24 protein-coding genes are annotated in these 26,738 nt (G+C 61.9%); 11 read left to right on the top strand and 13 right to left on the bottom strand.

Going from position 1 to position 26,738, the window contains the following annotated elements; genetic code table 11:
- Positions 1–5: 5 nt before the first annotated feature.
- Positions 6–1,022 carry a glycosyltransferase family 4 protein gene (locus VH599_14460; GenBank protein HEY7349515.1) on the bottom strand — a complete coding sequence of 339 codons (1,017 nt, stop codon included), beginning with the start codon at positions 1,020–1,022 and terminating at the stop codon, positions 6–8.
- Positions 1,023–1,348: 326 nt separating this feature from the next.
- The gene (locus VH599_14455) at positions 1,349–2,278 is read right to left on the bottom strand and encodes a bifunctional helix-turn-helix transcriptional regulator/GNAT family N-acetyltransferase (protein ID HEY7349514.1); all 930 of its coding nucleotides are present in this window, start codon (positions 2,276–2,278) and stop codon (positions 1,349–1,351) included.
- A 229-nt stretch (positions 2,279–2,507) separates the two neighbouring features.
- Here VH599_14455 and VH599_14450 point away from each other — a divergent pair, with 229 nt between their 5' ends.
- Positions 2,508–3,083 carry a class I SAM-dependent methyltransferase gene (locus tag VH599_14450; GenBank protein ID HEY7349513.1) on the top strand — a complete coding sequence of 192 codons (576 nt, stop codon included), beginning with the start codon at positions 2,508–2,510 and terminating at the stop codon, positions 3,081–3,083.
- Between the two features lie 422 nt (positions 3,084–3,505).
- Here VH599_14450 and VH599_14445 read toward each other — a convergent pair whose 3' ends face one another.
- On the bottom strand, positions 3,506–3,946 hold the full coding sequence (locus VH599_14445; protein HEY7349512.1) for a hypothetical protein: 441 nt from the start codon (positions 3,944–3,946) through the stop codon (positions 3,506–3,508).
- Between the two features lie 295 nt (positions 3,947–4,241).
- Between VH599_14445 and VH599_14440 the strand changes: the two genes are divergently transcribed.
- The 7 genes from VH599_14440 to VH599_14410 all read left to right on the top strand — a co-directional run bounded on the left by VH599_14440 (position 4,242) and on the right by VH599_14410 (position 11,084).
- Complete coding sequence (locus VH599_14440; protein ID HEY7349511.1) at positions 4,242–4,694, top strand: hypothetical protein; 453 nt, start codon at positions 4,242–4,244, stop codon at positions 4,692–4,694.
- Positions 4,695–4,763: 69 nt separating this feature from the next.
- Positions 4,764–6,365, top strand: a complete 1,602-nt coding sequence (locus VH599_14435; protein HEY7349510.1) for a cation diffusion facilitator family transporter — start codon at positions 4,764–4,766, stop codon at positions 6,363–6,365.
- Positions 6,366–6,703: 338 nt separating this feature from the next.
- A complete protein-coding gene (locus VH599_14430; protein ID HEY7349509.1) occupies positions 6,704–8,710 on the top strand; it encodes a hypothetical protein in 2,007 nt (668 codons plus the stop codon).
- A gap of 744 nt (positions 8,711–9,454) precedes the next feature.
- Positions 9,455–9,682 (top strand): helix-turn-helix transcriptional regulator, encoded by a 228-nt coding sequence (locus VH599_14425; protein ID HEY7349508.1) that lies wholly within the window; start codon positions 9,455–9,457, stop codon positions 9,680–9,682.
- 119 nt (positions 9,683–9,801) lie between these two features.
- Positions 9,802–10,185, top strand: coding sequence for a hypothetical protein (locus tag VH599_14420; protein ID HEY7349507.1), 384 nt, complete (start codon positions 9,802–9,804; stop codon positions 10,183–10,185).
- Positions 10,186–10,225: 40 nt separating this feature from the next.
- Positions 10,226–10,534, top strand: coding sequence for a hypothetical protein (locus tag VH599_14415; GenBank protein ID HEY7349506.1), 309 nt, complete (start codon positions 10,226–10,228; stop codon positions 10,532–10,534).
- On the top strand, positions 10,482–11,084 hold the full coding sequence (locus VH599_14410) for a metal-dependent hydrolase (GenBank protein ID HEY7349505.1): 603 nt from the start codon (positions 10,482–10,484) through the stop codon (positions 11,082–11,084). The genes VH599_14415 and VH599_14410 overlap by 53 nt, the downstream gene beginning before the upstream one ends.
- 74 nt (positions 11,085–11,158) lie before the next feature.
- Here the strand turns inward: VH599_14410 and VH599_14405 are convergent, their stop codons facing one another.
- Positions 11,159–12,883 carry a WD40 repeat domain-containing protein gene (locus tag VH599_14405; GenBank protein ID HEY7349504.1) on the bottom strand — a complete coding sequence of 575 codons (1,725 nt, stop codon included), beginning with the start codon at positions 12,881–12,883 and terminating at the stop codon, positions 11,159–11,161.
- 230 nt (positions 12,884–13,113) lie between these two features.
- On the opposite strand from VH599_14405, the gene VH599_14400 reads away from it, so the two are divergent.
- Entirely contained in the window at positions 13,114–14,610 is a 1,497-nt protein-coding gene (locus VH599_14400) for a hypothetical protein (protein HEY7349503.1), read from the top strand.
- A 47-nt stretch (positions 14,611–14,657) separates the two neighbouring features.
- On the opposite strand, the gene VH599_14395 is transcribed toward VH599_14400, so the two are convergent.
- Together VH599_14395 and VH599_14390 are read right to left on the bottom strand one after the other, a co-directional pair.
- Positions 14,658–15,839, bottom strand: coding sequence for a YihY/virulence factor BrkB family protein (locus VH599_14395; GenBank protein ID HEY7349502.1), 1,182 nt, complete (start codon positions 15,837–15,839; stop codon positions 14,658–14,660).
- 150 nt (positions 15,840–15,989) lie between these two features.
- On the bottom strand, positions 15,990–16,922 hold the full coding sequence (locus tag VH599_14390; protein ID HEY7349501.1) for an MBL fold metallo-hydrolase: 933 nt from the start codon (positions 16,920–16,922) through the stop codon (positions 15,990–15,992).
- A 354-nt stretch (positions 16,923–17,276) separates the two neighbouring features.
- Here VH599_14390 and VH599_14385 point away from each other — a divergent pair, with 354 nt between their 5' ends.
- On the top strand, positions 17,277–17,720 hold the full coding sequence (locus tag VH599_14385) for an NINE protein (GenBank protein HEY7349500.1): 444 nt from the start codon (positions 17,277–17,279) through the stop codon (positions 17,718–17,720).
- Between the two features lie 454 nt (positions 17,721–18,174).
- Positions 18,175–18,525 carry a TM2 domain-containing protein gene (locus VH599_14380; protein ID HEY7349499.1) on the top strand — a complete coding sequence of 117 codons (351 nt, stop codon included), beginning with the start codon at positions 18,175–18,177 and terminating at the stop codon, positions 18,523–18,525.
- Positions 18,526–18,852: 327 nt separating this feature from the next.
- Here the strand turns inward: VH599_14380 and ugpC are convergent, their stop codons facing one another.
- The 7 genes from ugpC to VH599_14345 all read right to left on the bottom strand — a co-directional run bounded on the left by ugpC (position 18,853) and on the right by VH599_14345 (position 26,722).
- Positions 18,853–20,121 (bottom strand): sn-glycerol-3-phosphate ABC transporter ATP-binding protein UgpC, encoded by a 1,269-nt coding sequence (ugpC, locus tag VH599_14375; GenBank protein ID HEY7349498.1) that lies wholly within the window; start codon positions 20,119–20,121, stop codon positions 18,853–18,855.
- A 41-nt stretch (positions 20,122–20,162) separates the two neighbouring features.
- Positions 20,163–21,131, bottom strand: a complete 969-nt coding sequence (locus VH599_14370) for a carbohydrate ABC transporter permease (GenBank protein HEY7349497.1) — start codon at positions 21,129–21,131, stop codon at positions 20,163–20,165.
- Positions 21,128–22,066, bottom strand: a complete 939-nt coding sequence (locus VH599_14365) for a sugar ABC transporter permease (protein ID HEY7349496.1) — start codon at positions 22,064–22,066, stop codon at positions 21,128–21,130. Before VH599_14365 ends, VH599_14370 begins: the two co-directional genes overlap by 4 nt.
- Before the next feature lie 104 nt (positions 22,067–22,170).
- Positions 22,171–23,550 (bottom strand): ABC transporter substrate-binding protein, encoded by a 1,380-nt coding sequence (locus VH599_14360; GenBank protein HEY7349495.1) that lies wholly within the window; start codon positions 23,548–23,550, stop codon positions 22,171–22,173.
- 392 nt (positions 23,551–23,942) lie between these two features.
- Positions 23,943–25,268: a WD40 repeat domain-containing protein gene (locus VH599_14355; protein ID HEY7349494.1), complete on the bottom strand. Its 1,326-nt coding sequence runs from the start codon at positions 25,266–25,268 to the stop codon at positions 23,943–23,945.
- Between the two features lie 5 nt (positions 25,269–25,273).
- Complete coding sequence (locus tag VH599_14350; GenBank protein ID HEY7349493.1) at positions 25,274–25,822, bottom strand: RNA polymerase sigma factor; 549 nt, start codon at positions 25,820–25,822, stop codon at positions 25,274–25,276.
- A gap of 225 nt (positions 25,823–26,047) precedes the next feature.
- On the bottom strand, positions 26,048–26,722 hold the full coding sequence (locus VH599_14345) for a class II aldolase/adducin family protein (GenBank protein HEY7349492.1): 675 nt from the start codon (positions 26,720–26,722) through the stop codon (positions 26,048–26,050).
- Positions 26,723–26,738: the final 16 nt, after the last annotated feature.

Below are 26,738 nucleotides of genomic sequence, written 5' to 3'. Positions count from 1 at the left end.
GGCTGCTACCCCCGCTCAGAGAGCATCCGCTCGTAGACGCTCAGATAGCCGTCTATCATGGCGTCCAGACTGAAGTGCTGCTCGACGTGGCGGCGACAGGTGGCGCGATCAATCTTCAGGATGTCGGGCAGCCTGGCGACGGCGGTTTCGGCGTCGGGAACGATGAGGCCGTTGAGGTCATCCTTGATGATTTCGGGGACGGACCCCAGCGGCGTGGCAATGACCGGCAGGCCGCACGCGCCCGCTTCGATCATGGTGAGGCCAAAGGGTTCGCGGAAGGTGACGAGGTGCAGCAGGGCATAGGCGCTGCTGAGCAGTTTGTTGCGGTCCTGGGGGCCGACAGGGCCGATATAGTCAATCTGCCGACCGTCCACGAAGGGCTGCACCAGGGTGTCAAAATATTCCTGGTCTTGGATGATTCCGGCGATGATGAGCCGCATGCCGCTCTGCCGGGCGATCTCGATGGCGAGGTGCGTCCCCTTTTCGGGGGAGATGCGCCCCAGGAAGAGGAGAGAGTCGCCGGGGCGTTCGCTGAAGGTGAAGCGGGTGGTGTCAATGCCGTTGTAGACGGTGGCGAGGTAGTCCAGGCCATCGAGCCGATCTGCGTCGCTGATGCTGACGTATTTCACATAGCCATTGTACGCGCGGTAGGCCGGATGGATGCGCGGCGAACTGAAGCCGTGAATGGTGGTGAGTACGGGCGTGGGGACCAGCCGCGCCCAGGCATGGCCCATATAGTCATAATTGTTGTGGATCAGGTCGAACTCGCGGGCGCGCTCGTAGCAGTGGGCGATGTGCAGGTATTCGTAGACTTTGCCGTCCAGTTCGGGATGCTCGTAGATGGAGCCGGGGCAGATGGCGTCGAGCCTGCCCGCCGTTTCGGAATCGCCGCTGGCGAAGAGGGTGACATTGACGCCGCGCGCGACGAGTCCTTCTGCGATGTTGCTGACGACCTGCTCCCAGGGGCCATAGTGGACGGGCGGCGTGCGCCAGCAGACCGGCCCGAGCAAGGCGATTTTCATAGTAGTCCGTTCCATTACTGTCTTTCCGTCTTTCGCCTCCAAATGGATGAGATGCGGGCAAACCCTCGCTCTTCTTTATCATATTACCAATTTTTATGCCAGAGAAGCTGACGGTTGGGTCCACCTGACTATCGGGGGGAGGCCACTTGTAGCGCCGCCTTCCAGGCGGCTCACCGCTGCGCCAGGGCGAGCGTGCGCTCTCCAGGCCACTGTCCCAGCAGGCCAGCCCCCAGCCGCCGGGACGGCGGCGCTACCAGTACCACGTCCCCACAGCCCCCAGCCGCCTGGAAGGCGGCGCTGCAAGTTGGGCTGCCGACTCAGCGACACTACAAGGTCAGTTCCCAGGTTTCGCCGATGAGGTCGTGGCCGTAGCTGTGGTGGGCTTCCTGGGCGACGAGGGTGAATCCCTTTTGCTCGTAGATGTGGCGGGCAGCGACCAGGACGCTGTTGGTCCAGAGAACCATTTTCTGGTAGCCACGCCGCCGCGCAAAGCGGAGGCACTCTTCGACGAGGCGATTGCCCAGCCCCAGGCCGCGCGCCCTGGGTTCGACGAGCAGCAGCCGCAGTTTGGCAACGGTGTCGCTGGCCTGCACGCAAAAGACGGAGCCGACGATTTCGCCGTTCATTTCGGCGATCCAGCAGCGTTCGCGTTCGGGGTTGTAGTGGGTGATGAAGTCGGAGACGATCTGAGCGACCAGCGCCTCAAAATGCTCGTCCCAGCCGTATTCCTGGGCATAGAGGACGCCGTGTCGGTGCGTGACCCAGCCCATGTCGCCTGGCTCGTGGGAGCGCAGGATGAACGGCTGGGCATATTTGAAGCTCTTGCTGAAGACGCGCTCGATGGTGTCCATAGCTTTGAGCAACTGCTGCTGGTCCTCTTCGCTGAGGTCGTTGAGCATTTCGGCGATTTCGTCGCGCGAACGCTGGTCAAGGAGGGCGAAGGCTTGCTGGCCCTGGGTGGTGAGGCTGAGCAGGCGCTGGCGTCCGTCGGTTTCCGAGCGAACTTTTTCCAGCAGCCCCTGTTGTTCGAGCCGGGAGAGGAGACGGCTGAGGTAGCCCGCGTCCAGCCCCAGTTCGCGGCCCAGGTCAGAGGCGGTGAGTCCCTGGCGCTGGGCAAGCTCGAAGATGATGCGGGCTTCGGTCAATGGATAGGGGCTGTGCAAGAGTCCTTCGCGCAGCACGCCGATTTGCCGGGTGAAGGAGCGGTTGAAGTGTCGGACGGCGCTAATTCTGGCTTCGATGGTTTCAGTGAGCATGCGTGTTCTCCCATTCGGGAAGGGCTGCTTTTTATTTGCTATTGTGAACCATTTATTTGCTTTTGTCAAGGATATGATCTCGGCAAACAGTGCCACTCCTGTGATACCATTATGGAAGGTATCTTTTGGGAGGGATGCGGCAGTGATTCATTGCTGCATCTTCGTGGGGCGTGAGCCAGGAGCAGCGTGTCAATTTGGCGCGCGCCCGCTGGTTGTAGAAGGAGTGTGTATGGGCCGCAAGTTTGACCCGGCTATGAAGCATTTGTTATTGGCGGAAGATCGCCTGGAGCGGATTGACCGCTATGAGTTTCTGCGCTCGCTGAGGGTTGGCGAGGGCAAAATGGTGGCTGATCTGGGCTGTGGGCCAGGGTTTTTTACGCTGCCAGCGTCGGAACTGGTTGGCCCTACGGGCAAGGTGTACGCGGTGGATGTGCAGCAGGAGATGGTGGATGATCTGCGGGCGCGCCTGGCGCAGCAGGGGATTACGAATGTGGCGGTGCGGCGCTCCAGCGAACTGGAGCCTTCGATTCCGCCGCGCTCGGTGGACCTGGCGCTGGTGGCGTTTGTGCTGCACGAAGTTGATCAGCGTTCGTCGTTTTTGCTGGCGGCCAAACGTCTGCTGCGCGAGGATGGGCGCGTTGCGGTGCTGGAATGGGAGAAGAGAGAGACGCCGGTGGGGCCGCCTGTTGATGTGCGCATTACGGCGGAAGAGATTATTGCCGACGCTGCCGCTGCGGGGCTGGCGCTGGATGAGCAACGCTCGCTGCACGAGTGGCATTATTTGCTGACGTTTGTGCCGCGCTAGGGGGCTGGCGGTTAAAACCGCGCCTGGAGGCTGCGCCGCCAAGCCTGTCTGCACAGGCTCCCCACCCCTGGCGCGCCTGGGCGGCGCAACGCTGGCCTGCCGGTACGCTGACCTGAAGGGCACACGTCACTTGTAGCGCCGCCTTCCAGGCGGCCACCGCTGCGCCAGGGCGAGCGGTCGCCCTCCGATCCATCGGAGTGGCGGGCCAACGTTGAGCCGCCGAGACGGCGGCGGTACGGGTGGGCCGCCGGTAAGGTGGTCTGGAGGGCGCACGCCACTTGTAGCGCCGCCATCCTGGCGGCTCAACGTTGGCCTGTTGGTACGGTGGCCTGGTGGGCGACCGCTCGCCCTGGCGCAGCGGTGGCCGCCTGGAAGGCGGCGCTACCAGTGGCTGCCTGGAAGGCGGCGCTGGAGGGCAGGCGTCAGGCGATCAGGCGGTGGATCTGTCGGGCGGCGTCGGGCGGCCAGAGCCACCGCTCCAACTGCTGGAGCCGGATGGCATGCACCGCCAGCAGCTCGTTGTGCGTCATGACGCTCAAGACCTGCGGCGGCATATCCAGCGTCTGGCGAATCACTTTCAGTTCCTGGTAGAGCAGGTAGCAGGCGGTGGAGCGCGGCTGACCGCGCTGCTCTTCGGGACGCAAAGGCAGGCGCTGGTGGTGAAAATGCTCTGGTGGCGGCCAGCGGTTCAGGTCGGTGGGAGCGAGCAGCCAGGCACAGAGCGCCGCGCGCACGACGGGGGAGAGCCGCGAGAGCAGGACACCGACCTGCCATTCGCGCAGGGTGAGGGAAGGGCTGGGACCAGCGAAAGCAGCAGGGTTCCAGGGGCAGGGACGCAGGTGACGACGAAACGGTAAGGCCATCGAAGCTACCCTCCTTCTGCTGCGCCGCCTGCGAGCGACGCAGCAAAGCGGCTCCCCCAGTGGACTGGCGCCAGCGTGGCTGGCGAGCAGGGTCCAGGAGGAGCCGCTGGAGGGTGGCGATGGTACAATACCCTCTAGCCTCATTCCTGAATACCCTCCAGGACTGGGGTTATTGGTACGGTCAGCGGTCTAACACTGGCCGTACTAGCCATACTTCAGTTGATGATCACGGGTTGCTGATCTGTAGTGCGGGGGAACCTCCTGCAAGTGAAGATGCAGGAAGTATACCTGCTTGATGCGCCTATGTCAAGCATCGGGCGCGTATTTTTGCGGCAATAGGACTTTTTGGGGGAAGCGGGCGTCAGCCGCGTGTAGCGCCGCCGTCCCCGGCGGCCAACGCTGCGCCAGGGCGAGCGGTGGCCCTCCAGGTCAGCGTAGTGGCGGGCCAACGTTGAGCCGCCAGGATGGCGGCGCTACCAGTGGCGTGCGCCCTCCAGGTCAGCGGAGTGGCGGGCCAGCGGTGAGCCGCCTGGAAGGCGGCGCTACCAGTGGCGTGCGCCCTCCAGGTCAGCGTAGTGGCGGGCCAGCGGTGAGCCGCCAGGATGGCGGCGGTACCAGTGGCGTGCGCCCTCCAATCCAGCGGAGCGGCGGGCCAGCGGTGAGCCGCCAGGATGGCGGCGGTACGGGTGGCGCCCCGCCAGGTGGTAGAACCTCATCCACGTGCCGCGCTTTGCGCTTCTTTTCCTGATGGCTTACAATGGATGATGGAATAGGTGTCGGATAAGCTATGAGCTATGGGTAAAGGAGGCAGGTTGTTATGCCATCTGCCCCGCCAGCGAGGCAGAGGACGCCAGCGACTGACCCTTCTGAAAACTCAAAACGGCGTCGGAACTGGACGCCAGGGGCCGCAAGCTCCGCCAGCGCCAGAGCAGCAGGCCGAACTGGTCGAACGGGGGCGCAAGAGAAGCGGCTGGTGGCCTTTTCGTCGGTGCTGGCGGCTGTCGGGCTGACCAGCCTGAAGCTGATTGTGGGCCTGCTCAGCGGCAGCCTGGGCGTTCTGGCCGAGGCGGCGCATTCGGGGCTTGATCTGGTGGCCGCGCTGATGACGCTGGTGGCGGTGCGCGTGGCGGATCGCCCGCCAGATGAGACGCATAACTATGGGCATGGCAAGTTCGAGAACCTTTCGGCGTTTCTGGAGGCCGGGCTGCTGCTGCTGACGGCGGGCTGGATCATCTATGAGGCGCTGCGGCGTTTGCTCTTGCATGAAGGTCAGGTGGACCCCAGTATCTGGACGTTTCTGGTGATGGCCGTTTCCATTGCGGTGGACGCTACGCGCTCGCGGGCGCTGATGCGCGTGGCAAAGGAGCAGGGAAGCCAGGCGCTGGAGGCTGACGCGCTGCATTTTCGCACCGACATCTGGAGTTCGGTGGTGGTGATTCTAGGGCTGGTGGCGGTGCGCATCGGTCAGGCGGTTGCTGTGCCCTGGCTGGGACAGGCCGACGCGGTGGCGGCGCTGGGCGTTTCGCTGATTGTGATCTGGGTCAGCTTTCGGCTGGTGCGCCAGACGCTGGATGCCCTGCTGGACCGAGCGCCAGATACGCTCCCTTCGGCGCTGGAACACGCCGCGCAGGGCGTAGAAGGCGTGGTGGATGTGCGGCGGGTGCGAACGCGCCGGGCAGGCAACAAGCTTTTTGCCGATCTGGTCGTGGGCGCGCCGCGCACAGCGACGTTCGAGCATGCCCACGCGGTAACGGAGGCGGTGGAGCGCGCGGCGCGCGAGGCTGTGTGCGCCGATGCGCCCCAGGCGGATGTGGATGTGGTGGTGCATGTGGAACCGGCGGAAACGGCGGCGGAAACGACGGCCCAGGGTATTCACTATCTGGCGCTGGAGTTGGACTTGCGGGCGCATGATGTGCGCGTGCGCGTTCTGGAAGAAGAGCGTGGGACTGACGCGCTGGAAGCGGATTTGCATCTGGAGGTGGACCCCGATCTGGACCTGCGGGCGGCGCATGATGCGGCAACTCGTCTGGAGCGCGCGATCTATCGGGCGTATCCGGCGGTGCGCCGCGTGACGACGCACCTGGAAGCGCCAGATGTGAGTGTGGAGCATCGGCGCGATGTTTCGGCGGAGCAGCCAGCCCTGGTGTCGCGGGTGCGCCGGATTGCCGATGAGGTGGCCGGACGGGGAAGCTGCCACGAGGTCCATGTCTATCGGGTGATGAATCACGCGGAGGAGCAGCCGCCGACGCCGGAAGCGCCGCTCTATGATCTGGTGCTGCACTGCACTTTTTCGGGGGCCGCGCCCATTCAGCAGGTGCATGTGCAGGCGGAAGAGATTGAGCGGGCGCTGCGGGCAGAACTGCCGCCCCTTGGCGCGGTCTTGATTCATACCGAACCACCAGAAGAGGCGGGGGTATGACGGTTGAAAGCTGTGCCTGGAGGCTGCGCCGCCAAGTCCGCCTCCGGCGACGGGCGCTTGCCTTCCCCTGTGGGGAGCGGCGGGCCGCTGCTATGCCTCGGCATGCTCGTTCCCGTTGGTCGCTCGCGCACCCGTGTCTGCACGGACTCCCCACCCTTCGCAGGCGCAGCGTCTGTTGCGTGTAGCGCCGCCGTCCCTGGCGGCGAACGATCAGCCGCCTGGAAGGCGGCGCTACAAGTGGATTTCATCTGTGCTAGAATCGGTGAGATAGCTGATTGAACGCAGGTGTTCGCTGGGAGGCGCGTATGGACTTTGCCGGTTCCCACCAGGGAGGCTTTATGGAGCGATCCTCAGACGCACAGGCGCAGGGACAGGATGTGTCGGTGGTGAGTACGGGGCCGATGCCGTCCCTCGCGCCGCCCGCAGTGTCCCAGACGCTGCCAGCGGCGGAAGCCGCGCCTGAGCCGGAGGCGCGCCAGTCGGCGCAAGCGGGAAGCGGATCGGCTTCGATTTTTCGGATCGATCAGGAGCGTCTGGCCGTCCTGCAAGACCTCAACTGGCGGCGCGCGCGGGTTGTGTTGTGGGCGCTGGCGGTGGGTGTGGCGCTGGGCTTTCTGCTCTTGATCCCGACGGTACATCAGTCGCTGACTTCGCCTCCGGCTATCATCGCGCGTCCATTGCCTGCTGTGAGCCATCAAGCTGTCCCGCAGCGGCCTGCCTGGGCGGGCGTGGCGCTGGCGCTTGGCATTGGCGGGCCGCTGCTGGCGCTGGCGCTTGGGCTGATCGCGCTGCCCGCGCTGCTGTGGCGGGCGACCTGGCTGCGCCGCCAGAACCATCTGCACCTGGCAATTGGACGCCAGGGGCTGCTCTTTTTTCTGCCGGGGCAGATGGGCCGCTGGTTCTTGCTGCCCTGGGGGCATATCGCGGCGGTTACGGATGTGACTGTCGGCCCGCGCACCGGCAGACGCGCGCGTCTGCGCACAGTGGCCTGGCGACGGTGGGCGCGCTTGCGCCGGATGTTCGTGCATGGTCGCGGGCTGTCCCAATCGTCTGAAGCCAGGCCGTTGGTTCGTTCGCCGTTCCAGGCGCGCGCGCGGGCGGCGGGGCCGCGCTTGCGGCTGCGCGTTACGTGCTACGCGCGCCTTCCCGACAGGGGCTATAGCTGGCTGTTCAGCCTGGCCCCTTTTACGCGCCGCCAGGGTTCGGCTTGCTTTCGGCTAGAAACTGGCTGGTTCGAGACGGCAGCCGACAGGCCGGACGCCGCTTCTCTCCCCCTGAGCGCGGGGGAGACAGCGCCGCGCAGGCGAACTCCCAAACCGGCGCAGCCAGCCATCTCGCTGCATCGGGTGCTGCTGGGCCTGTGGGCTGCGTCGCTCTTGCGGGCGCAGCGCGGGCTGCTGCCGCTGCCCCGTTCGGGGGGCGCGGTGCTGCTGAATACGTCCGCGCCTGCCCAGGGACCAGAGCCAGGGGCGCGGCGCGTGGATGTCGCGGCCTGGGCCGCTTTGCCACTGACGCCCGCGCTGATCGTGGCGCAGGTGGGCATCACCTTGTTCAGACGCCAGCCCCTTGCGATCAGCGGGGTACTCGATCTGGCGGCGCTCTGCGTGCTGACGCTGGGGCTGGGCCTGCTGCTGGCGGGCATACGCTGGCCGAAACGCGGGCGTCTTTTTGTGGGCGGCGCGTTCTTGCTGGGGTTGGCGGGCGCGCTCAATGTGGCCTATGGGGAGATCGCTTTCCTGCGCGATTGGCCCCATGCTTTTCGGGCTGCGCCGAGCGCGCCGTTTTTCTTTCTGGAGGCGCTGGCTGGCCTGCTGCTGATCGTGGGGGGGGTGGCGCTGGGGCTGGAGGGCAGCGGACGCCCCGGTGTACGCGCGGCGGCTCATCAGCATGTGGGGGCCGGGCCGCGCGCCCGCCCGCACAGCGCCGAACTGGTGGTTGCCCTGGGGCTGCTGGGGCTGGGGGTGGCGCGGGTGCTGGAAGACATCAATCTGGCGGCGCTCAGCAGCGCCAGCGCCGTCGCGCTGCAATGGCTGGGCAATACGCTGGCCGAGCCGCTGCTGCCGCTGGCGATTATTGGCCTGAGCTATTTCGCGCTGCTCGCGGGTCCGGCGCTGCAAAAGTTCTTCCGCGCGCTTCAGGCGATCTATGGTCTGGCGCTGGGGCTGCTGGGACCGGCGGCCTTTATCGTGGCGTATCGCGCCAGCGGCGGCGTGGGCTTGCTGCCGCGCGCGTGGGCGCCCCTGCTGGCGCTGGAACTGATCTGCGGTCTGCTGGTGGTGGTCGTGAGCCTGCGGGGAAAAGTCGCGGAGGGCGCGGAGCCTGGCGGGGGCGACGGTACCAGTTGAAACCGTGGGCATTCAACAGGATGCGCTATTACAGGCAGGCTTAGCCGCGCTGGCTCAGAATGAAGACAAAAAGGTTCTCTCCTAAGAATGCCTCACACAACCGACGGTTGGCCCCACCCCTGCCGCCTGGAAGGACGGCGCTACAACCCCGCCCCTGCTCGTGCGGAGGTTGTGTGAGGCGCTCTAAACCAAAAGGCATAGAGGGCTTGCGCACTATAGCAAGATGAACTTCTCGCGGCTATCAAGGAGACAAAAGAAAGGAGTACAGAAATAGAACGGCCCGCCGCCTAGATGCTCACTAGGACGGCGGACTCAGAAACACCAACCCGTGAACCCCGTTAAGAACCCACGCGCCGGTAAGGCTATTGTACTCGCTGGCGCGTGGGCATGGCAAGTGATGAAAGGAGCCATGCAGAGCTATGCAAAAGTCGCCCCACCCCGCAGGCGGTACAAGCCGAAACTGTGGGCATTCAACAGGATGTGGGTTCCACCAAACATGAGGTGTTAGCAAGCGAGACCTGTTACTTGTAGCGCCGCCTTCCAGGCGGCCAGCGTTGGCCTGCTGGTCCGCTGGCCTGGAGGGCGAACGCTCGCCAAGGCGCAGCGTTGGCCGCCAAGATGGCGGCGCTACAAGTGACCCCCGATCATTGGTGGACCTAGGTACGCCATAGACTTGACATTTTTCTGCCAATTGTTTACAATCCACTATGGAGGTATCAGGTTCTATAAAGGAGTCGTCTGGACATGCCGACATTGAGAGATTTACGAGAAGCAGCTCTGCTGTCACAACAAGAATTGGCAGCTATGCTTCAGGTGAGCCGACAAACAGTATCAGATTGGGAACATGCGCATGCCCGGCCACGCCCAGTGTACCGTCGTAAGCTCGTTGAAATCTACAAGAAGGAGCCAGAAGAAATTATAGCGGCTATCAAAGCAACGGCAGAGGAAGAAAAAGAACGGGCTGCCGCGTAGTCAATTCCTACAACGGCAGCAGTACCAACTCGCAAGCCCCCATTAAGAACCCACGCGCCGGTAAGGCTATTGTACTCGCTGGCGCGTGGGCATGGCAAGTGATGAAAGGAGCCATGTCTATGCAGACCGCTGTCACGTTTGATGTCACTTTGCGCTATCAGCGCACGCCCTGTGCGAAGTACCATGTGCGCCCCCTCTCGCTCTTGCAGCAACATGTGCTGTATCGCTGTGACGGGACGGTCACGATTGCCGACCTGGCCGATGCGACCCTGTATACCCACCCTGAGATACGCAGCGTGCTGTGCTTTCTCGTCAAGCATGGCCTGGTGAAAACCTTGATGCCTGAAGCCTGGTTGTTTCAGCCCGCTACAGGTTCCCAGGTGAGCCACATACCTCCCCGCCCGTTGTCCAGCAGAGCCATCAAGCCGCGCTTCATACGACGTATCTGTCAGCGTCTGAAAGACCGCCTGCATCCCTGCTCAGAAGGAGAAGCCCTGACCTGAGCGTTGGTTCTAGCAAACATGAGGTGTTGGCAAGCGAGGCATGGTACTTGTAGCGCCGCCTTCCAGGCGGCCAACGCTGCGCCAGGGCGAGCGTTCGCCCACCAGGCCAACGGACCGGCAGGCCAGCGTTGAGCCGCCAAGATGGCGGCGCTACAAGTGGCAACCCCCGATAGGGGGTGGAACTCTGAGCGTTATCCGACTTGACGACGGGGGCATCCGCCTCTACAATGGGCAGTGGAAGCGCCATGCCGGGGGTGTAGAGCGCGCCTACCCGACGCTGAAGGAGGGTTCGTTTTTTGGAAGGTCATTCACACGTTATTGTTGCGCTGGCGGGCGCGGTAGCTGTTGATAGTTTTCTGCATCTTTCCGGGCCGCCGTTGATCCTGGGGAGCCAGGAGCCAACCCTGAGTATGCTGGCTGTGAAAGGTATCTTTTATGGTGGGGTTGCCATCGGTGGACTGGCCCCCGATATTGATAATACGGCCAGCACGATGGGTCAGTGGTTTCCTTTTCTCAGTTTCGAGATCAATCATCATTTCGGCCACCGCACGGTTATGCACAGTTTGCTTGGGGTTGGTATCTGGGCGGCGCTGGGCTATGGGGCGCAGCAACTGGCGGTGCATTTGCTGGCGGGGCATATGGGCGGCCAGCAACTCAACTTTATCAACGGCTCTGAGACGCTCTGGCTGGCGCTCGTGCTGGGCTATATCCTGCATCTCTTTGGCGATTCGCTGACTGAAGAAGGCATTCCTATTTTCTGGCCGCTGCATTTTCACCTGGGTTTTCCGCCGATACGTCAGCTTCGCTTCCGCGCGGGAAGCTGGGCCGAGCCGGTTGTGGTCTGGATTCTGGTGATTCTGGTTGGTGTGGGGCTGTGGTTCAACGTGCTTCAGGTGTGACGATTCGCCGCCAGGGAGGCGGCGCTCCAGGCGAATCTCGTTTGATATGAGCCGGGCGAATAGGTTCGCCTGGTTCATGTCTTTTCTGGTACCCAGACTTGCGCGTCCCCACCAAAGTCGTAGCTGGCCGAAGCGATCAATCGCCCATCGGGCGACCAGGCGACCTGTGACGGATGAATATCCGGCAGAAAACTGTTGTGATAGGTGAAGACATGGCTGCCGGTATCAGCGTCCCAGACCTGCACAGTTTCATCGTCGCTGGCTGAGGCGATGCGCCTGCCATCAGGCGACCAGGCCGCGCCATTGACGGTATCAGTATGTCCCCGGTATCTGAAGAACTGCTTGCCAGTGCTGGCATCCCAGATGTGGACTGTTGGGTCTTTTTGGACTATCTGGTTCGGGGGTGTGTCTATGACAAGATCGATGCTGGCTGAGGCGATACGCTTGCCATCGGGCGACCAGATTGCTGTTCTCACGCTGCTGATATGGCTGTTATAGAGAGCAATTGTTTCGCCGGTGACAGCATTGAAAACATGCACGCCTGGCGGGAACTCGTCACCAGCAGAACTTCCAGCGACAATGCGCGTGCCACCAGGGGACCAGGCCAGAGCGCATGGCGCAAACTGCTGTGGTTGATAGGTAAGCAGCAGGGTATCGGTGAGGGCATCCCGAATCTGAATACTGTGGAAGTCCGACGAAGCGATGCGCCTGCCATCGGGCGACCACTGCGCAATGAAGCCGCGCTTGGTATATGTGACCATATGACCACCAGTAGCGGTGTCCCAGATATGGAGGTTTTCCTTAAAATCTGCTGAGGCGATCTGACGGCCATCCGGCGACCAGGCGAGGCTTGATATAAGAAGGCCGTCGGCATGCCCGCGATACGTCAGCAGTGTTTTGCCAGAGGTGGCTTCCCAGATTTGGATGGTTTTATCTATGTCCCCGCCTGCGGTGGCGATGCGTGAGCCATCGGGCGACCAGGCAAGTATGAAGACGCCATCTTCATGCCCCTTGTAGGTGACGAGCGCAAGAGAATGAGGAGCAACGTAGCGCGTCAGCCAGGCTACTCCGGCTCCGGTGGCGAGTAATCCACCTGCACCGACCAGGCCCGCCAGGACGGTGCGCCGCGATAGGGTGCTTCTGGCGGGCGGTGGTGGCTCCTCCCGGGTCGGCTTCTCCAGGGCTGGAGTCGCAACGCCTCTTACACTTCTCACCCAGGAGTAATATTTCCAGAAGTGATATTTCCAGATGTAGTGCCTGGGAAGTGTGCGAATAAATGCGGCGAAGACGTGTAAGAGTCCGCCAAGCAGGCTCCCTATGACGGCCAGAAGGAGTGCGAGGAGGACGATGCCGCTGTCTAGCGCGCGAAAGTGAAAGACGATCTGGAACATGACGAGCGCGCCGGATGCAGCCGCCAGCCCATAGGCTGGCGACAGTGGAAAGGCGCGCGGCAAAGGCGTTTTCGCCCAGAAGATCATCGCGGCGATCAGCGCGATGCTAAAGCAGGGGGCTGTCAGCCCCAGCGTTTTGTTCAGGCCAAAATTCAGATTATATGTGGCTACAATGGCGTACAAAGGAAGAAACAGGAGGCAGGGCGCTTGATCCCAAAAGGATTTGGTCGCCCATTCTCGGCGGTCCAGCAGGAAGCGCAGCAGCAGCGCATCCGCCAGGACGGCATAGCTGAGAGAACTTTGCCATAGCCCGCCGAGGAGGCTGATGAGTGCCCCAAACACAAAAGCCAGGCTCAGGCGCCTGGCAAGCGCAAAGAGCAGAGATCGCCGGGCAGGTGTTACGCGCATGGTGTGACGAAGCCTCCTTGCGAATCGGGCTTGCTGCCTCCTCGCCTTTTCGTAATTATAGCCGCTTGCGGGGAAGCTGGCAAGGGGGCCAGAAAGGAAGAGGGATACTGCCAGTAGCATCCGCAAGCATTCAAGAAGATTTGATAGAATAGCTGGCGGCGCAATTCGGGTTATAGAGGGGATAGCTGGCGCGTTATTATAGAGTGAGTCTCTGCTCTTTTTGAGAAGGATTGCCTGCTGATCTTGCAACGGATACGCTGGCTGCGCTGGTTGGGCGCGTGTGCCTGGCGGCCAGAATTGGAGCGTTGTTGATGAGAACCTTCAGGGTTGTCTGGAAAAGGACCGGCCCGCGCCGGACGGCGAGGCTGGCTGGCTGGCAGCGACGGGCGGCTGGGGCGCTGCTGCTGGCGCTGGCGCTGTGCCTGGCCGGAGGTGTCGCGCAGGCGTGGGAAGCGGCTCCTGCGTTTGCAAGCGGCGGGTCTGTCGGTTTTAAGACGCCGAATTACCGGGGGGTGATTGCCGGGCCGCCTGGCGCGCAGGTGAGTATCCAGGGCGCCTCCTGGCGGCCCTATTCTTCTGTAACGTTGAGCCTGGGCCTCTCCAGTACGAGCTGCGGTGGAGCAAAGACGCTCGGCTCCTATCAGACAGATCAGTATGGCGATTTTGTCGCCGGTTTTTTGTGGCCGTTGGAAGTGAACAAGGTTGGAAAGTATTATGCCTGCGTGGTTCAGCCGGGCTTTGGAACGGCTCTTTCGGCGAACAGCTTTTCGCTGCTTACCAGCCAACCGGCTGCGCTGGCTTTTTCGCCGGACACTATCGTTGCCGGTGAGACCTTGACGATTATCGGCACGAATTGGGTGCCTGGACCGCAGACGCTGAATCTGGTGATCGTGCCTTGCAGCGCCGTCTGCAACGCGCCGCCGGTAGCGCAGACGGATGTTGTCACGGAGAAGGATGGGTCGTTTCGCCAGACGTTGACTATTTCAGGAGGGGCGGCAAGCGGGAACTATTATGCCCAGGCGGTGAACTCTACAACCACCCTTTCTGCCACTGCCGGGCCGATCCCAGTGACCGCCCAGGCAGCGTCTTCAGGGACACCTGTGCCGGGCATTAGCCCGACGACGACGGCCACACGCACGACGCAGGGTTCGGGTGATTCGTCAACGACGAATACTCCCTCGCTTGGTGCGACCAAATCCACTCTCAAAGATGCCGTGCTGGCGGCGGTATTGGGGGTGGTGGCGCTGCTCGCGCTGGTTGGCGGTCTGGCGTTCTTTATCGGGCGCTCACATGGGGCGGAGGCGCCAACCACCGCCAGGGCGAGAAAAGAGGGCGAGCCAGCCGACACTCGACCAGGAGAGAGTGGGCGAGCAGGGCAGTACGCGCTGCGCGCTGCTGCCCCTGGCGCTCGCCCGCAGCAGGGGATGCTGACGCTTCCAAAGGGCCATCAGGGCAAAGAGGGGCCAGTAGGCGCGGAGCCGCTGCCTGCGCTCAGCGGGCGACAGTCGGCCAAACTGAGCAGCGCCGACGATTACCCCTGGGACGAACGGGTTGTTCCGCCTGCTCCCCCGGAGCCAGAGCCGGATGAGGAGATCGCTCCAGAACAGGGGCCGGGCGGGCCGGGGTATCCACAGAGCGGCGCGGCTCCTGGCGCTCCGACGCCGTTCATGCCGCCGCGCCGCTCACAGCGGCACAGGCCATCGGCAGATCGGTGGAGGGAGCGGTAAGTACGGAGGGCGGCAGCGCAGCCTGCCGCCCTCTGCTTTTGCTGCGTTCAGGAGCCATCGGGCGCCTGCTCGTCGCGCTGTTGGGTGTGCGGCGACTCTTCTTCGTTTGAGGGCGGATTGATGGTGGCTGAAGCCGGGGTCATGGTGATACCCAGGCCGGCGCGATTCGCCTGCAAGTCTTCCTGACGTTCCCCGGCGGTGGGGCCAGCCGCGCCTTCCACGCTTTTACGCGCCTGAAGTTGATAGAGGATGCCCGACAGACCGGCAGCCGTCTGGCGCTGGCCTGCCCAAAACGAGTTGAATTCGGCCCCCAGGAGCAAGATGATGCCGAAGTAGTAGAAGAAGACCAGCGTCAGTATGGCAAAGCCTGCGGTTGAGCCGTAGCTGCTGGGTTTCAGCAGGAGCGTTGCGTAGAAAGGGAAGGCGATCACGTAGACTTCCAGCAGCGCCCCGGCGATCAGCGCGCCCCTCCACGCGTCTTTTATGCGGAGTGGCCGGTTGGGGATGACCATGTAGATCACCAGGAAGAGGATGGTGGCGATAAGAAAGCCCGCGATGATCGTTCCAATCGTCAGCAAGAGACGGGTGGCTGGGGAATTGCCGAGAAACTTATCAACAATGGTGGTGGTGAGAAACGATGGCACTGCCGAAACGGCCAGCAGCACAGGCATGAGGGCGGCGAAGATGAGCATCATGAGCAGGGCGATGCTGTTCTGGAGCAGAAAGCCACGCGAGGGCAGGCGGTAGATGATGCCAAAACATTGCTCGATGGCAACGAAGAGCCGCGAACCAAACCAGATACTCAGGAGGATGGTGAGGACGACAAACACGCCTGAACTGGCTGCCAGCCGTTTCAACGCTGGATCGATGAAATCCCTGGCTCCAGGGAGCGCGCTGGTGATCTGATCGATGAAACGCTGTTCCGCTCCGGGGGCCAACCCGCTCAGGAAGAGGCCCAGGAAGCTGAGCAGCATCGCCAGAATGGGGACAATGGACATCAGCAGGTTATAGGCGAGCATGGCCGCCAGATTAAACACCCAATCGTTGTTGAGTTTGGTCCAGAAGGCGCGCAGACCCGCGAACATTTTTCTGAACGCCTGCCTGAACCCAGGCGCCCATTTGCGGGGCCTGGTCTGCTGGTCCGGCTTCTGGCCCTGGGGGCTGGCCCTGGGGCGCTTCTGCCAGCGTGACGGCCCAGGTTGATTTGATCGCGGTTGTGAGAGCGACATCAGCTCCTCCATGACGGGTCGGCGCGGTGTCTGGCGAGCGATCTTGACGCCCACGCCTGGCTCTAGTATTCCAGAGGATGCAGGAACCATGCCAGCCAGGGGCCAGGCGCTTGAGCGCGCTCGCCTGCTGATGCAGCTACGTGGACGGCCTTACTGATGCTCGTGATGCGGGTGAAAGTGCAGCTTGCCCTGGTCGTCGCGGGCCAGAATGCCCAGGCCAGGGAAGGGATGATGGGTGACGATCAGGGCAGCCTGGCGGCGCAGGCTTTCTTCGATGATCTGCTTCTTGGTTTGCAGCGAGACGAGCGGCAGGTCATCTACCGCCGGTATCCAGGCCAGGCGCTCCAGATGGATGCCGTGTACGATGGCGTCGCCGCTGAAGAGGGCGGCGCTTTCGCGCCCCGACGGCCCGGACTCAATCCAGACGCTCTGGTGCGCGGCAGTGTGGCCTGGCGTCAGCACGACGCGCACGTGAGGGGTGATGGTCAGGTCGCCATCAATCAAGTCAAGCACGCCCGCGTCTTTGAGCGGCTGGATATTCTCCTCCAGGTAGGTCGCGGCGACCAGTTCGTTGGGATGAACGGCGGCTTCCCACTCGGTTTTCTGGAGGATGTAGCGCGCGTTGGGGAAGGTGGGCGCGTGGCGGCCATCCTCCAGGCGGCGCGTGTTCCAGCCGCAGTGGTCGGCGTGCAGATGGGTGTTGACGACGATCTTGATGTCTTCGGGCGCGATGCCCAGTGCTGCCAGTTGGTCCAGCAGCGATCCGCTGGGGCGCTCCAGCGCGACATTGCGCGTCATTTTTTCGCTGAGCTTGTTGCCATAGCCGGTTTCGATGAGCATCAATCCGGCCTCGGTCTCCAGCAGGACGGAATTGAGCGAGAGGGGGACGCGGTTGAGGTGATCGGGTGGCAGCAGGCGCTCCCAGAGGACGCGGGGGACGCGCCCGAAGATGGCCCCGCCATCCATATGGGCGCTGCCATCGCTGAGGATGGTTGTGCCAATCGTGCCGACGGCAAAGGCGAAGCGCCCGTCCAGAGGGGTGTCGGGCGCTTCGCGGGTGTGTGGTTCATCTGCTGAAGACATTATGCTACCTCCTCTTCCAAGCATATCATACCTGCTCTTGCAGCGGCAATGCCTGCTGGCTAGAAGGTTCCACCACCTATCGAGGGCGTCACTTGTAGCGCCGCCATCCTGGCGGCCAACGCTTCGCCAGGGCGAGCGTGCGCCCTCCAGGCCGACGGACCAGCAGGTCAGCGTTGAGCCGCCAGGATGGCGGCGCTACAAGTACCATGCCTCGCTTGCCAGACTCATTTTTTTGGGTGGAACGTGGCTAGAGGGCGCTCAGGCGAGATCAGCGGATGCGCTGGCATTGCTTGTGCAGAAACAGGCGGGGTAGACGCCACCACCGAAACGCAAGCGATGAAAGGAATAGCAGCCATGCAGTCCTATCCAGAGTCTCAGCAGCGGTCACAGGACCAACCGCAGGGGCCATCTCAAGCGCCACAAGAGCAGGCTGGCAGAGGGTATCAGCCACCAGAAGGGACGTACCAGCCACCCCAACAAGCGCAGCCGGGCTATCAGCAGCCCTATCCATACCAGCCAGCGCAGCCGGGCTATCAACAGCCCTATGCGCCCGCGTATCCTCCGGGCTACGCGGGGGCGTATCCAATGGCCGGGCGGAAAGACTGGCTGACGACGCTGCTGTTGTGCCTGTTCGTGGGTGTGCTTGGCATCCACCGCTTCTATACGGGGCATATGCTCATCGGGGTAATTCAGCTACTGACGTTTGGCGGCTGTGGCATCTGGACGATTGTTGATTTGATTATGATTGTCACCGACAACTATAGGGATGCCAATGGCTTCCCGCTCGTCAAAAAGTAAGGGACACAGACAGCAGAGCAGGCAGAAAAGCTTTTCTGCCTGCTCTGCTGTCTGTGTCAAAGCTGGTAGTTCCACCACCTATCGGGGTTGCCACTTGTAGCGCCGCCATCTTGGCGGCTGGACGCTGGCCTGCTGGTGTGCTGGTCCGTAGGGCGAACGCTCGCCCTGGCGCAGCGTTGGCCGCCTGGAAGGCGGCGCTACCAGTACCATGCCTCGCTTGCCAACACCTCATTTTTGCTAGAACCAAAGCTGGTAGGGGGCTTGACAAGCTGAGGTTTTGCCCGTAGTATAGGAGCTAGCTCTGGCTCAATCTTCATACAGGCCCGGCTGCTTGTGAGTGATGTATCCGGCTCAGGGGTTGTTTGTGAGATTGAGGTTTTGGTATCGAGATTTGGCGCCGAGACGCGCCGGCCAGACACACCAAGCTAGCCCTGAAAAATAAAGGAGAGAGCCAATGCAGCAACCGCCCTACCAACAGCCGTCGGGGCCTTATCAGCAGCCATCGCAGCCCTACCAGCAGCCGTCGCAACCCTACCAGCAGCCCTATCCGCCCCAGGCAGGCTATCAGCAGCCGGGTGTGCCGATGCAGTACGCGGGAATGCAGAAGGATTGGTTGACCACCCTGCTGCTCTGCCTGTTTGTCGGTTCTTTTGGTGTTCACCGTTTCTACGTGGGGAAGACCGGCACAGGTGTCGCTATGCTGCTGACCATCGGCGGCTGCGGTGTCTGGACGATCATTGATCTGGTGACGATCATTACCGGCAGTTTCACAGACAGCAACGGGCTGCCGCTGCTCAAGAAGTAGGGCGGCGCGGCGCGCCCCGCCCTGGCGATTACAATCGCGGCTAGGGGCTGCGCCGCTCGCATGGTTGCGGCTACCACTTGTAGCGCCGCCATCTTGGCGGCAGGGGGCTGCGGGGCCTGTACCGCCGCCGTCCCTGGCGGCCAGCAGTTCGCCAGGGCGAACGCTCGCCCTCCAGGCCGACGGACCAGCAGGCCAGCGTTGAGCCGCCAAGATGGCGGCGCTACAAGTGGCGTGCGCCCTCCAGGCCGACGGACCAGCAGGCCAGCGTTGAGCCGCCAAGATGGCGGCGCTACAAGTGGCGGCGCTGCAAGTGGTATTCAGCGCGCTTTACGCTTCTTCTTCCGTGCTTCTGGTTTCTTTGACTTCCACCATCTCAGTTTCCGTGATGGTTTCCTCAACTACCTCACTGACCACTTCGCCGGACGAGGCTGCTTCGGTTTCTATCACCAGTTCGGGGGCCGCTTCTGGCGGGCGCGAGGTGATGCAGTGCTGATCGGTGGGGTCAAAGAGATGGATGCGCGACATGTCAAAGGACAGTTCCACCTCATCCCCAGGCCGCACAGAGGCCCGCGCGTCCACCCGCGCCAGCACCTGCTTGCCAGAGAGCAGCCCATAGAGCATCTGCTCATTGCCCAGGTTCTCGACCACCTCCACTTTGACGGGAACCGTTTGCCCCGCCAGGTCTGCCTGCCCTTCGTGTCGTCTGCGGGCCGCCTGCGCCTCCTCCAGATGCTCAGGCCGAATGCCCAGCGTGACCTGTCGCCCGATATAGCCTTCCGCGCGCACCGCTACGTCCTCTGGCACCTTCAGCGCCATGCCTTCGGCCAGATGCAGCATCACGCCGCCGTTCTGCTCCAACCTGGCCCCCTCGAAGAAGTTCATCGCGGGGCTGCCAATGAAGCCAGCCACAAACTGGTTGGCCGGATAGTCATATAGGTCGCTGGGCGCGCCCAACTGTTGAATCACCCCGGCATTGAGGACGGCGATACGGTCCCCCATCGTCATGGCCTCGGTCTGGTCGTGGGTCACATAGACGAAGGTGGTCTGCACGCGCTGATGGATGCGGGCGATCTCCGCGCGCATCTGCACGCGCAGCTTGGCGTCGAGGTTGGAGAGCGGTTCGTCCATGAGGAAGACCTGCGGGTCGCGCACGATGGCGCGTCCCAGGGCCACGCGCTGGCGCTGGCCGCCGGAAAGCTCTTTGGGCTTGCGTTTCAAGAGCGGCTGCAAGCCGAGAATCTCGGCGGCTGTCTGCACCCGGCGGCTGATCTCGGCTTTGGGGGTGCTGCGCAGCTTGAGGCCAAAGGCCATGTTGTCGAAGACGTTCATGTGGGGGTAGAGCGCGTAGTTCTGGAAGACCATCGCAATGTCGCGGTCCTTGGGCGGCAGGTTGTTGACGACGCGATCTCCAATACGGATCAAGCCCTCGCTGGCCTCTTCCAGCCCGGCGATCATGCGCAGGCAGGTGGATTTGCCGCAGCCGGAGGGACCGACCAGCACCAGAAACTCCTGGTCCCTGATCTTGAAGGTGATGTCGTGGACCACCTCCACCTTGTTGAAGCGTTTGTAGACATGCTCGAATTGAACTGAAGCCATGAGTCCTCCTTATTAAGTCCCTTGACTTGATCCCTTGACCTTTATCCCTTGACCGAACCGGCCAGAATACCGCGCACGAAATAGCGTTGCAAGCCAAAGAAGATCGCCAGGGGCAAGGCCATCGAGAGGAAGGCGGCGGAGGTCAACACTTCGTAGTTGGTGCCGAAGCTGTTGACCAGATTGGAAATAGTCACGGTCATTGGCGCTCTGTCCGGGTTGCCGCCCAGGAAAATCTGCGCGACGAGCAGGTCGTTCCAGACCCACATGAACTGGAAGATGACCAGCGACGCCAGCGATGGGACTGAGAGTGGCATGAGAATCGAGAAGAAGACGCGTATGTGTGACGCGCCATCTATGGCGGCAGACTCAAACAGATCGCCGGGCAAGGCGCTGAAAAAGCTGCGCAGCAGATAGATGGCGAACGGCAGCCCCAGCGCGGTATGCACCAGCCAGACGCTTATATAGTTGCCTGTCAGTTTCACGCCCGTAGAATCGGTGAGGCTGGCGAGCAGATTGAGGATGGGGATCAGGATAGTCTGAGCCGGTACGATCAGCAGAGCGACGATGATGAGAAAGATCCAATCGCGCCCCGGAAACTTCATCCAGGCGAAGGCGTAGGCCGCGAAGGCAGCGATCAAGACGGGCAGGATCGTGCCAGGGATGGCGATAAACAGGCTGTTGACAAAGGCGGTTCCCAGGCCCTGCGATTGCAGCACGTTTTGATAGTTTTCGATGGTGAAGTGCCAGGGGGGGAACAGGCCAGTCCACCAGCCGCTGCTGTGAATATCTGCTGGGGGGCGGAACGAACTGATGAGCAGGCCGATGGTCGGCACCGACCAGAGCAGCGCGATCAGGACGACGATGATGGTCAGGGCGCTGCCGCTGAAGGCATGGGCCAGGTGGCCGCCCAGGGAGCGGCGCTGCCCAACGGCCAGGGCTGCGCCAGAGGGCCGTAAAGCCAGTTCGGCGCTGGAGTCGGCGCCAGAGGATGTCTGTGGTGTTGTTCTCATCGCTGGGCCTCCTGAATGCGGAAGCGCCGAATGTTGAAGATCATGATGGGAATGATCGCAACGAGCAGCACGACGGCGAGCGCGCTGCCGACGCCAAAGTTGCTGAAGTCGAAGAACTGCTGGTAGTAGCTGACGGCAACGACGTTGGTGCCAGCGGTTCCGCCTGTCATGACGTATACGATGTCGAAGATTTTGAGGACGTTGATGAGCATGGTGGTCGCCACGACAGCGATGGTGGGGCTGATCATTGGCATGGTGATGCGAAAGAAGATGGAGAGTTCGCTGGCTCCATCAACGCGGGCAGCCTCTAAGATTTCGGTGGGGATGCCCTTGAGGGCTGCCGAGAGGATGACCATGCAGAAGCCGGTCCACATCCAGACGTAGGCGACGATGAGCAGGACGTTGTTGAGCAAGAGGTTCTTGGGGTCATTTGTCCATGCCTGGGGCTGCGCGCCAAAGGAGGTCCAGATGGCGTTGAGCAGACCAATCTGCTTTTCCCCAGGCGCGGCATAGGCGTAGACGAAGCGCCAGATGACAGCGGCGGCGGTCATGGAGAGCGCCATAGGGATGAAGATGGTGGATTTGGCAAAGCTTTCGATGCGCACTCGATCCACCAGCACCGCGATGATCAGCCCCAGGAACACGGTGCCTGCCGTCGCCAGCACCAGCCACAGCAGGTTATTGCGTACCACGCTCAGCAGGACGGAATTGGTGAAGATGCGTTGGTAGTTTTGGAAGCCGACGTAATTAATAGAGTTGGCGTCCTGGAAGCTGGTTATGATGGTGTTGATCACCGGGTAGACCAGAAAGATAGCGGCAAACACGACCGCCGGGGCGATCCAAAACCAGGCGATGAACTTATCCTGCCTGGCGATGGGTTTTCTGCCGCTTTTCTGCGCAGGCGGCGCGGCGGGCTGAGGGACTGCTACGGCCATAGCTTGCTCCTTTTGTGAGCCAGCCAGGAGCCGGAGGGCGTCTGCGCGACGCCTCCGGCTCCTGGAGACACATCCAAACCACTTGTCTGGGAAACTATGGATTACTAGCCAGTATACGCCTGTTGCGCAATGCCTTCAATCTCGCCCAGGACGCTGTCAAGCTGGCTCTGGTCGCCGATGAACTTGAGAACGCCCGCCCAGAAGGCGTTCTGTACCTGAGATGGCATCAGATCGCCCGCGCCAAAGCGGAAGTGGGCCGCCGAGGCCAGCGAGCTTGCCGACTTCGCGGCTACCTGATCGGGATAGGAACTGGCGTCCACCGATTTGTTGGTGGCGGTGAAGCCGCCGCGCTTGACCCAGATGGCCTGGGCGGCGGGGGTTGCCATGTACTGGACCAGTTGTTTGACGGCGCTGTTATTGGTCAGCGCCGTGACGACATCGGCGCCGCCGGTCAGCGAGTTGGCAAACTGCTGGTTGATGGTGGGGAAGGGGAAGAAGTCGAAATCCGTTCCGGCCACTACCTTGTCCTTGAACTGGTCTTTGATGAAGGTTTCGGTGAAGTCGCCCAGGTAATACATGTAGGCGGTGGGCGGCGTATCGAACGGCTTATAGCTGGCCTCCTGGAAGCCAGTCGCCAGAATGGACTGCGGCGCGCCGTTGATGTAGTGCTTGCCGCCGGCGATCTGCCCGAACATCTTCCAGGCGTTCTTGATGGAGTCGTCGGTCCAGCTAATCTTGTGGGCGACCCACTGGTCGTACAGGTCCGGGCCGCTGGTGTTCAGATAAATCTCCGCGATCCAGTCGGTGGCGGGCCAGCCGCTGGCCGAGCCGCTGGAGACGCCCATTGCCCAGGGGAACTTACCGCTGGTGGCAATCGAATCGGAGAGAGCGATCATCTCGTCCCAGGTCTTGGGAATCTGATAATTGTTGGCCTGGAACTGCTTGGGGCTGTACCAGACGGTGCCTTTGTTCGCGGCCTTGTAGAACAGGGCGTAGAGCTTGTTGTTGTAGCTGCCCAGGTCAATCCAGCCTTGGGAATACTGGCTCTGAATCTGGCCCATGTCCAGGAAGTTGTCCAGGGAGATGAGATGGCCCTGAGCCGCTAACTGCTGCATCTTGCCGGGGTTGGGCAGGATGGCAATGTCGGGCGGGTTGCGGCCCTGAATGCGGGTAGTCAGCGTGGCGTTCAGGTCGCGCGTGGACTCAAGTTTGACGGTAATGCCAGATTGATCGGTAAAGGGCTTGACCACCGCCTTGAATGACTCCTGCTCCGGGCCGCTCCAGACGTTGAGGACATCCACCGATGTGGGATTGGAAGGACTGGAGCTGGGGCCGCAGGCGGCCAGGATCGAGCCAGCAAAGCTCAGCGAGAGGCCCAGCGCGGTAGCCCGCTGCAAGAAGGCGCGGCGGCTGAGGCTGCCGTTGGTGTAGCCCTCCACTAACTGATCCAGCTCTTCGCGCTGCTGGCGCTCATAGATTGGCATAATACCCTGCCTTTCAAAATGTATTATACATGTTGATTCTTGCACTTGCCTGCCTGATAGACCTCAGTGGTCTTACGACCAGACAGCCTCCTGCAACACACCGCACTCAGCACACCTGAGTGTGTGGCCCTAGCCGGGCAAGGGACCGGACGGTTCCGAATCAGAGTCCCAAAGATGGATTCATCGGGTGTGAACGCACCCGCAGGGGCGAACCCCTGTTGCGGCTCTTTCAGCCAGCGTTTTAAGGGTCTCGCGGCTTTGGTTCCGGCTGCCCAGTCAGCCGACTCGTTCAGGAGTGCGCTACCTTCCTGAATGTGTTCACGCTACACACAGAAGATGGGGTTTGCCTACAAAAATAACAGCTATCTCACCCCTCCTTTCTTGCTTCATGCTCACCCATCGTAGGTTGCCTGCCATACCTGTACGGTGTTGTCCCAACTGCCAGAAGCGATATAGCGGCCATCAGGCGACCAGGCGACGGCAGCGACAGTCTGGCTGTGGCCGGTGTGGGTGACGAGCAAGAGGCCCGTCATGGCCTGCCAGACCTGGACTGTGCGGTCTACACTGCCGGAAGCGATATAGCGGCCATCAGGCGACCAGGCCAACGCGTACACGTCAGCGGTATGGCCTTTATAGGTGATAACAGGCCGTCCGGTTGTCGTGTCCCAGACCTGCACGATGCCAGCCCTATCTCCAGAGGCGATATAGCGGCTGTCTGGCGACCAGGCCACGGCATTTACCACGCATTCAGCGCATTGGTAGGGATAGCCTGCGTAGACGTAAAGTTGGGGCCAGGGTCTTTGGGCGCTCAAGATATGGACGTAATCATCTCTCCCGCCGACAGCCAGATAGCGGCCATCGGGCGACCAGGCCACCGTATCCACGATCTCGTTATACTGATAGGTAAAAAGGGTGGCGCCCGTTCTGGCATCCCAGACCTGCATGGTGTCATCCCAACTACCAGAGGCGAGATAGCGACCATCAGGCGACCAGGCCAGGGCGGAGACGATGCCGTTATGCCCCTGATACACCTGGGTGAGACGCTGCTCTGCGATGTTCCACACCTCGATGCTGAAATCCCAACTGCCAGAGGCGAGATAGCGGCTATCGGGCGACCAGGCAAGGGCATCCACGTTGTCATTCTGCTGGTAGGAAAAGACGAGCGCGCCGGTCCGGGCGTTCCAGACCTGGACGCTGTGGTCCCAACTGCCGGAGGCGAGATAGCGGCCATCAGGCGACCAGGCGACGGCAGTGACAAAAAAGGTATGTCGTTGATAGCTGAAGAGCGTAGCTCCCAGCGGATAGGCGTCGGCGGGGTTGAAGACGCCGCGCCCGCTGAACAGGATCAGCAGGGTCAGCACGAGGCTGGCGATCAAAGCGCCTGTTCCGGCTCTTTTGATGAAGGCGATAAACGGGCCGGTGTGCAGGGCGTGTTGTCGGGCGCTGGAAGATTGGCGCGCAGGCAATACGCGGCTGCCCGCTTCGTTCGCTTCCTGTTTCAGAGAGGCGGGAAAGGAAAGGCGCGGAAACGGCTTGATGCCAGGGGGTGGTAAGGCGCGCAGGCGCGCGTCAAGAAAATGATAGTCGGCCTGGGCTGCCTGGCATACGGAACAGCTTTTGATATGGGCATCCAGGGCGACTTGATCGTCGGGCGTCAGGTCTTCGTATCTGAGGGTCAGTTTTTCTGCCCAGTCTATGCAGGGAGGCTGGTGGAGCATGGCGCTTACCGCCCTCCTTTCGCGGGGGTAAGCTGCTCTCTCAGCAGGCGATGATAGATCTGGCGCAGTTCCTCTTTTCCCCGGCTGACATATTTGCTCACGGATGATTCCTTTATCTTCAGCAGGTCAGCGATCTTGCGTTGTGGCAGGTCTTCGACGACGTATAAGATGAGGCATGGGCGATAGGTTGGCGAGACGCGCGCCAGGGCGAGTTTGAGCAGTTCCGTTTCCTCAACTCGTTTCTCTGGCCCGGCGACACTCAATTCTTCGCCGCCGCTTTCGTACACATCCCAGGAGACAAGGTGCAGCCGCCCGGCGCGGTGTTGATAGGTATAGGCGCAGTTGGTGGCGATACGATAGAGCCAGCTTGCAAAACGGGCTGGCTCGCGCAAGCCGGGCAGGGCTTCCCATGCCTTCAAGAAGGTTTCCTGCGCCAGTTCGCAGCCAACGCCGTCGTTGCCGACCATGCGGATTAAGTAGCGACAAATCTGGTTATTATAGTGTTCATAGAGGGCCTCAAAGGCAGCCTGATTTCCACCCTGGGCGCGCGCCACAAGGCGGCTCTCTTCAGATGAGACGCCTGATGTAGATGAAGAGGTCTCCCATGTCCGGTAAGACGGCATCGGCTCACCACTCTCCGTTAAGAAGCTTCTCTGAAGCTATGACCACCAAAAAGGCAAAAACCTGACAGGATGCCGGAATTGCTTCTCATTTGCCAGCTTTGTTCGTCAGCAATACTGAGACCAAACGAGGCGTCAGGCAGCAGGGGGGCTGATTTATTAGCGCGCCGAGCCGAAACGCTGCATGTGCTGCCGTTCCTGATCCAGCGCGTCGGCAGGAAAGGGATGTTCGCCGCCAAGCGCGCGGGCGCGCAGGGTCATTTCTGCCGCCTCTTCCATGACCACCACGAGCTGCGCCGCCGCGAGGGGATCGCGGCTGAATGCCAGCAGGCCATGATTGGCGAGCAGCACTGCTGAGACGGTTGGGTGGCGCCGAAGCTGCTCGGCAATGTTGGCGACGGATTCAGGCGATCCCCTGGGCGCCCAGTCGGCCACCGGAATATCTTCGGTAATGCCGAAGCGCAGCATCGCTTCGTAGGCGCAGGGCAGCGGTTTGGCCGCCAGAGCAAAGCTGGTGACATGGGGCGAATGGGTGTGGATGACCGCGAGCGCATCGGGGCGCTCGCGGTAAATGCCAGCGTGCATGGCAACGATCTCGCGCGTGACCGGAAGCAGCGCGCCTTCCACCACGTCGCCATCGAAGGAGACAACCGCCAACTCTTCCGCTGTCAACTGGGCAATCGTGCCTCCCGAGGTGAGCAGCATCTGCTCGGTTCCTGGCAAGCGCGCGCTCATGTTGCCATGCCCGCTGTGCGACATGACCCCCGTTTGGAAGAGCAGGCGTGCTGCCTGAACAAGCTGATCTTTCAGATCAGGAGCGGTAGATGCGGTCATTTGTTGCTCCCTTCAG

The sequence above is a fragment of the Ktedonobacterales bacterium genome (assembly GCA_036557285.1).
Taxonomy (GTDB): Bacteria; Chloroflexota; Ktedonobacteria; order Ktedonobacterales; family DATBGS01; genus DATBHW01.
Note: the sequence above shows the minus strand (reverse complement) of the source record. Positions and strands in the feature narration are given on the sequence as shown.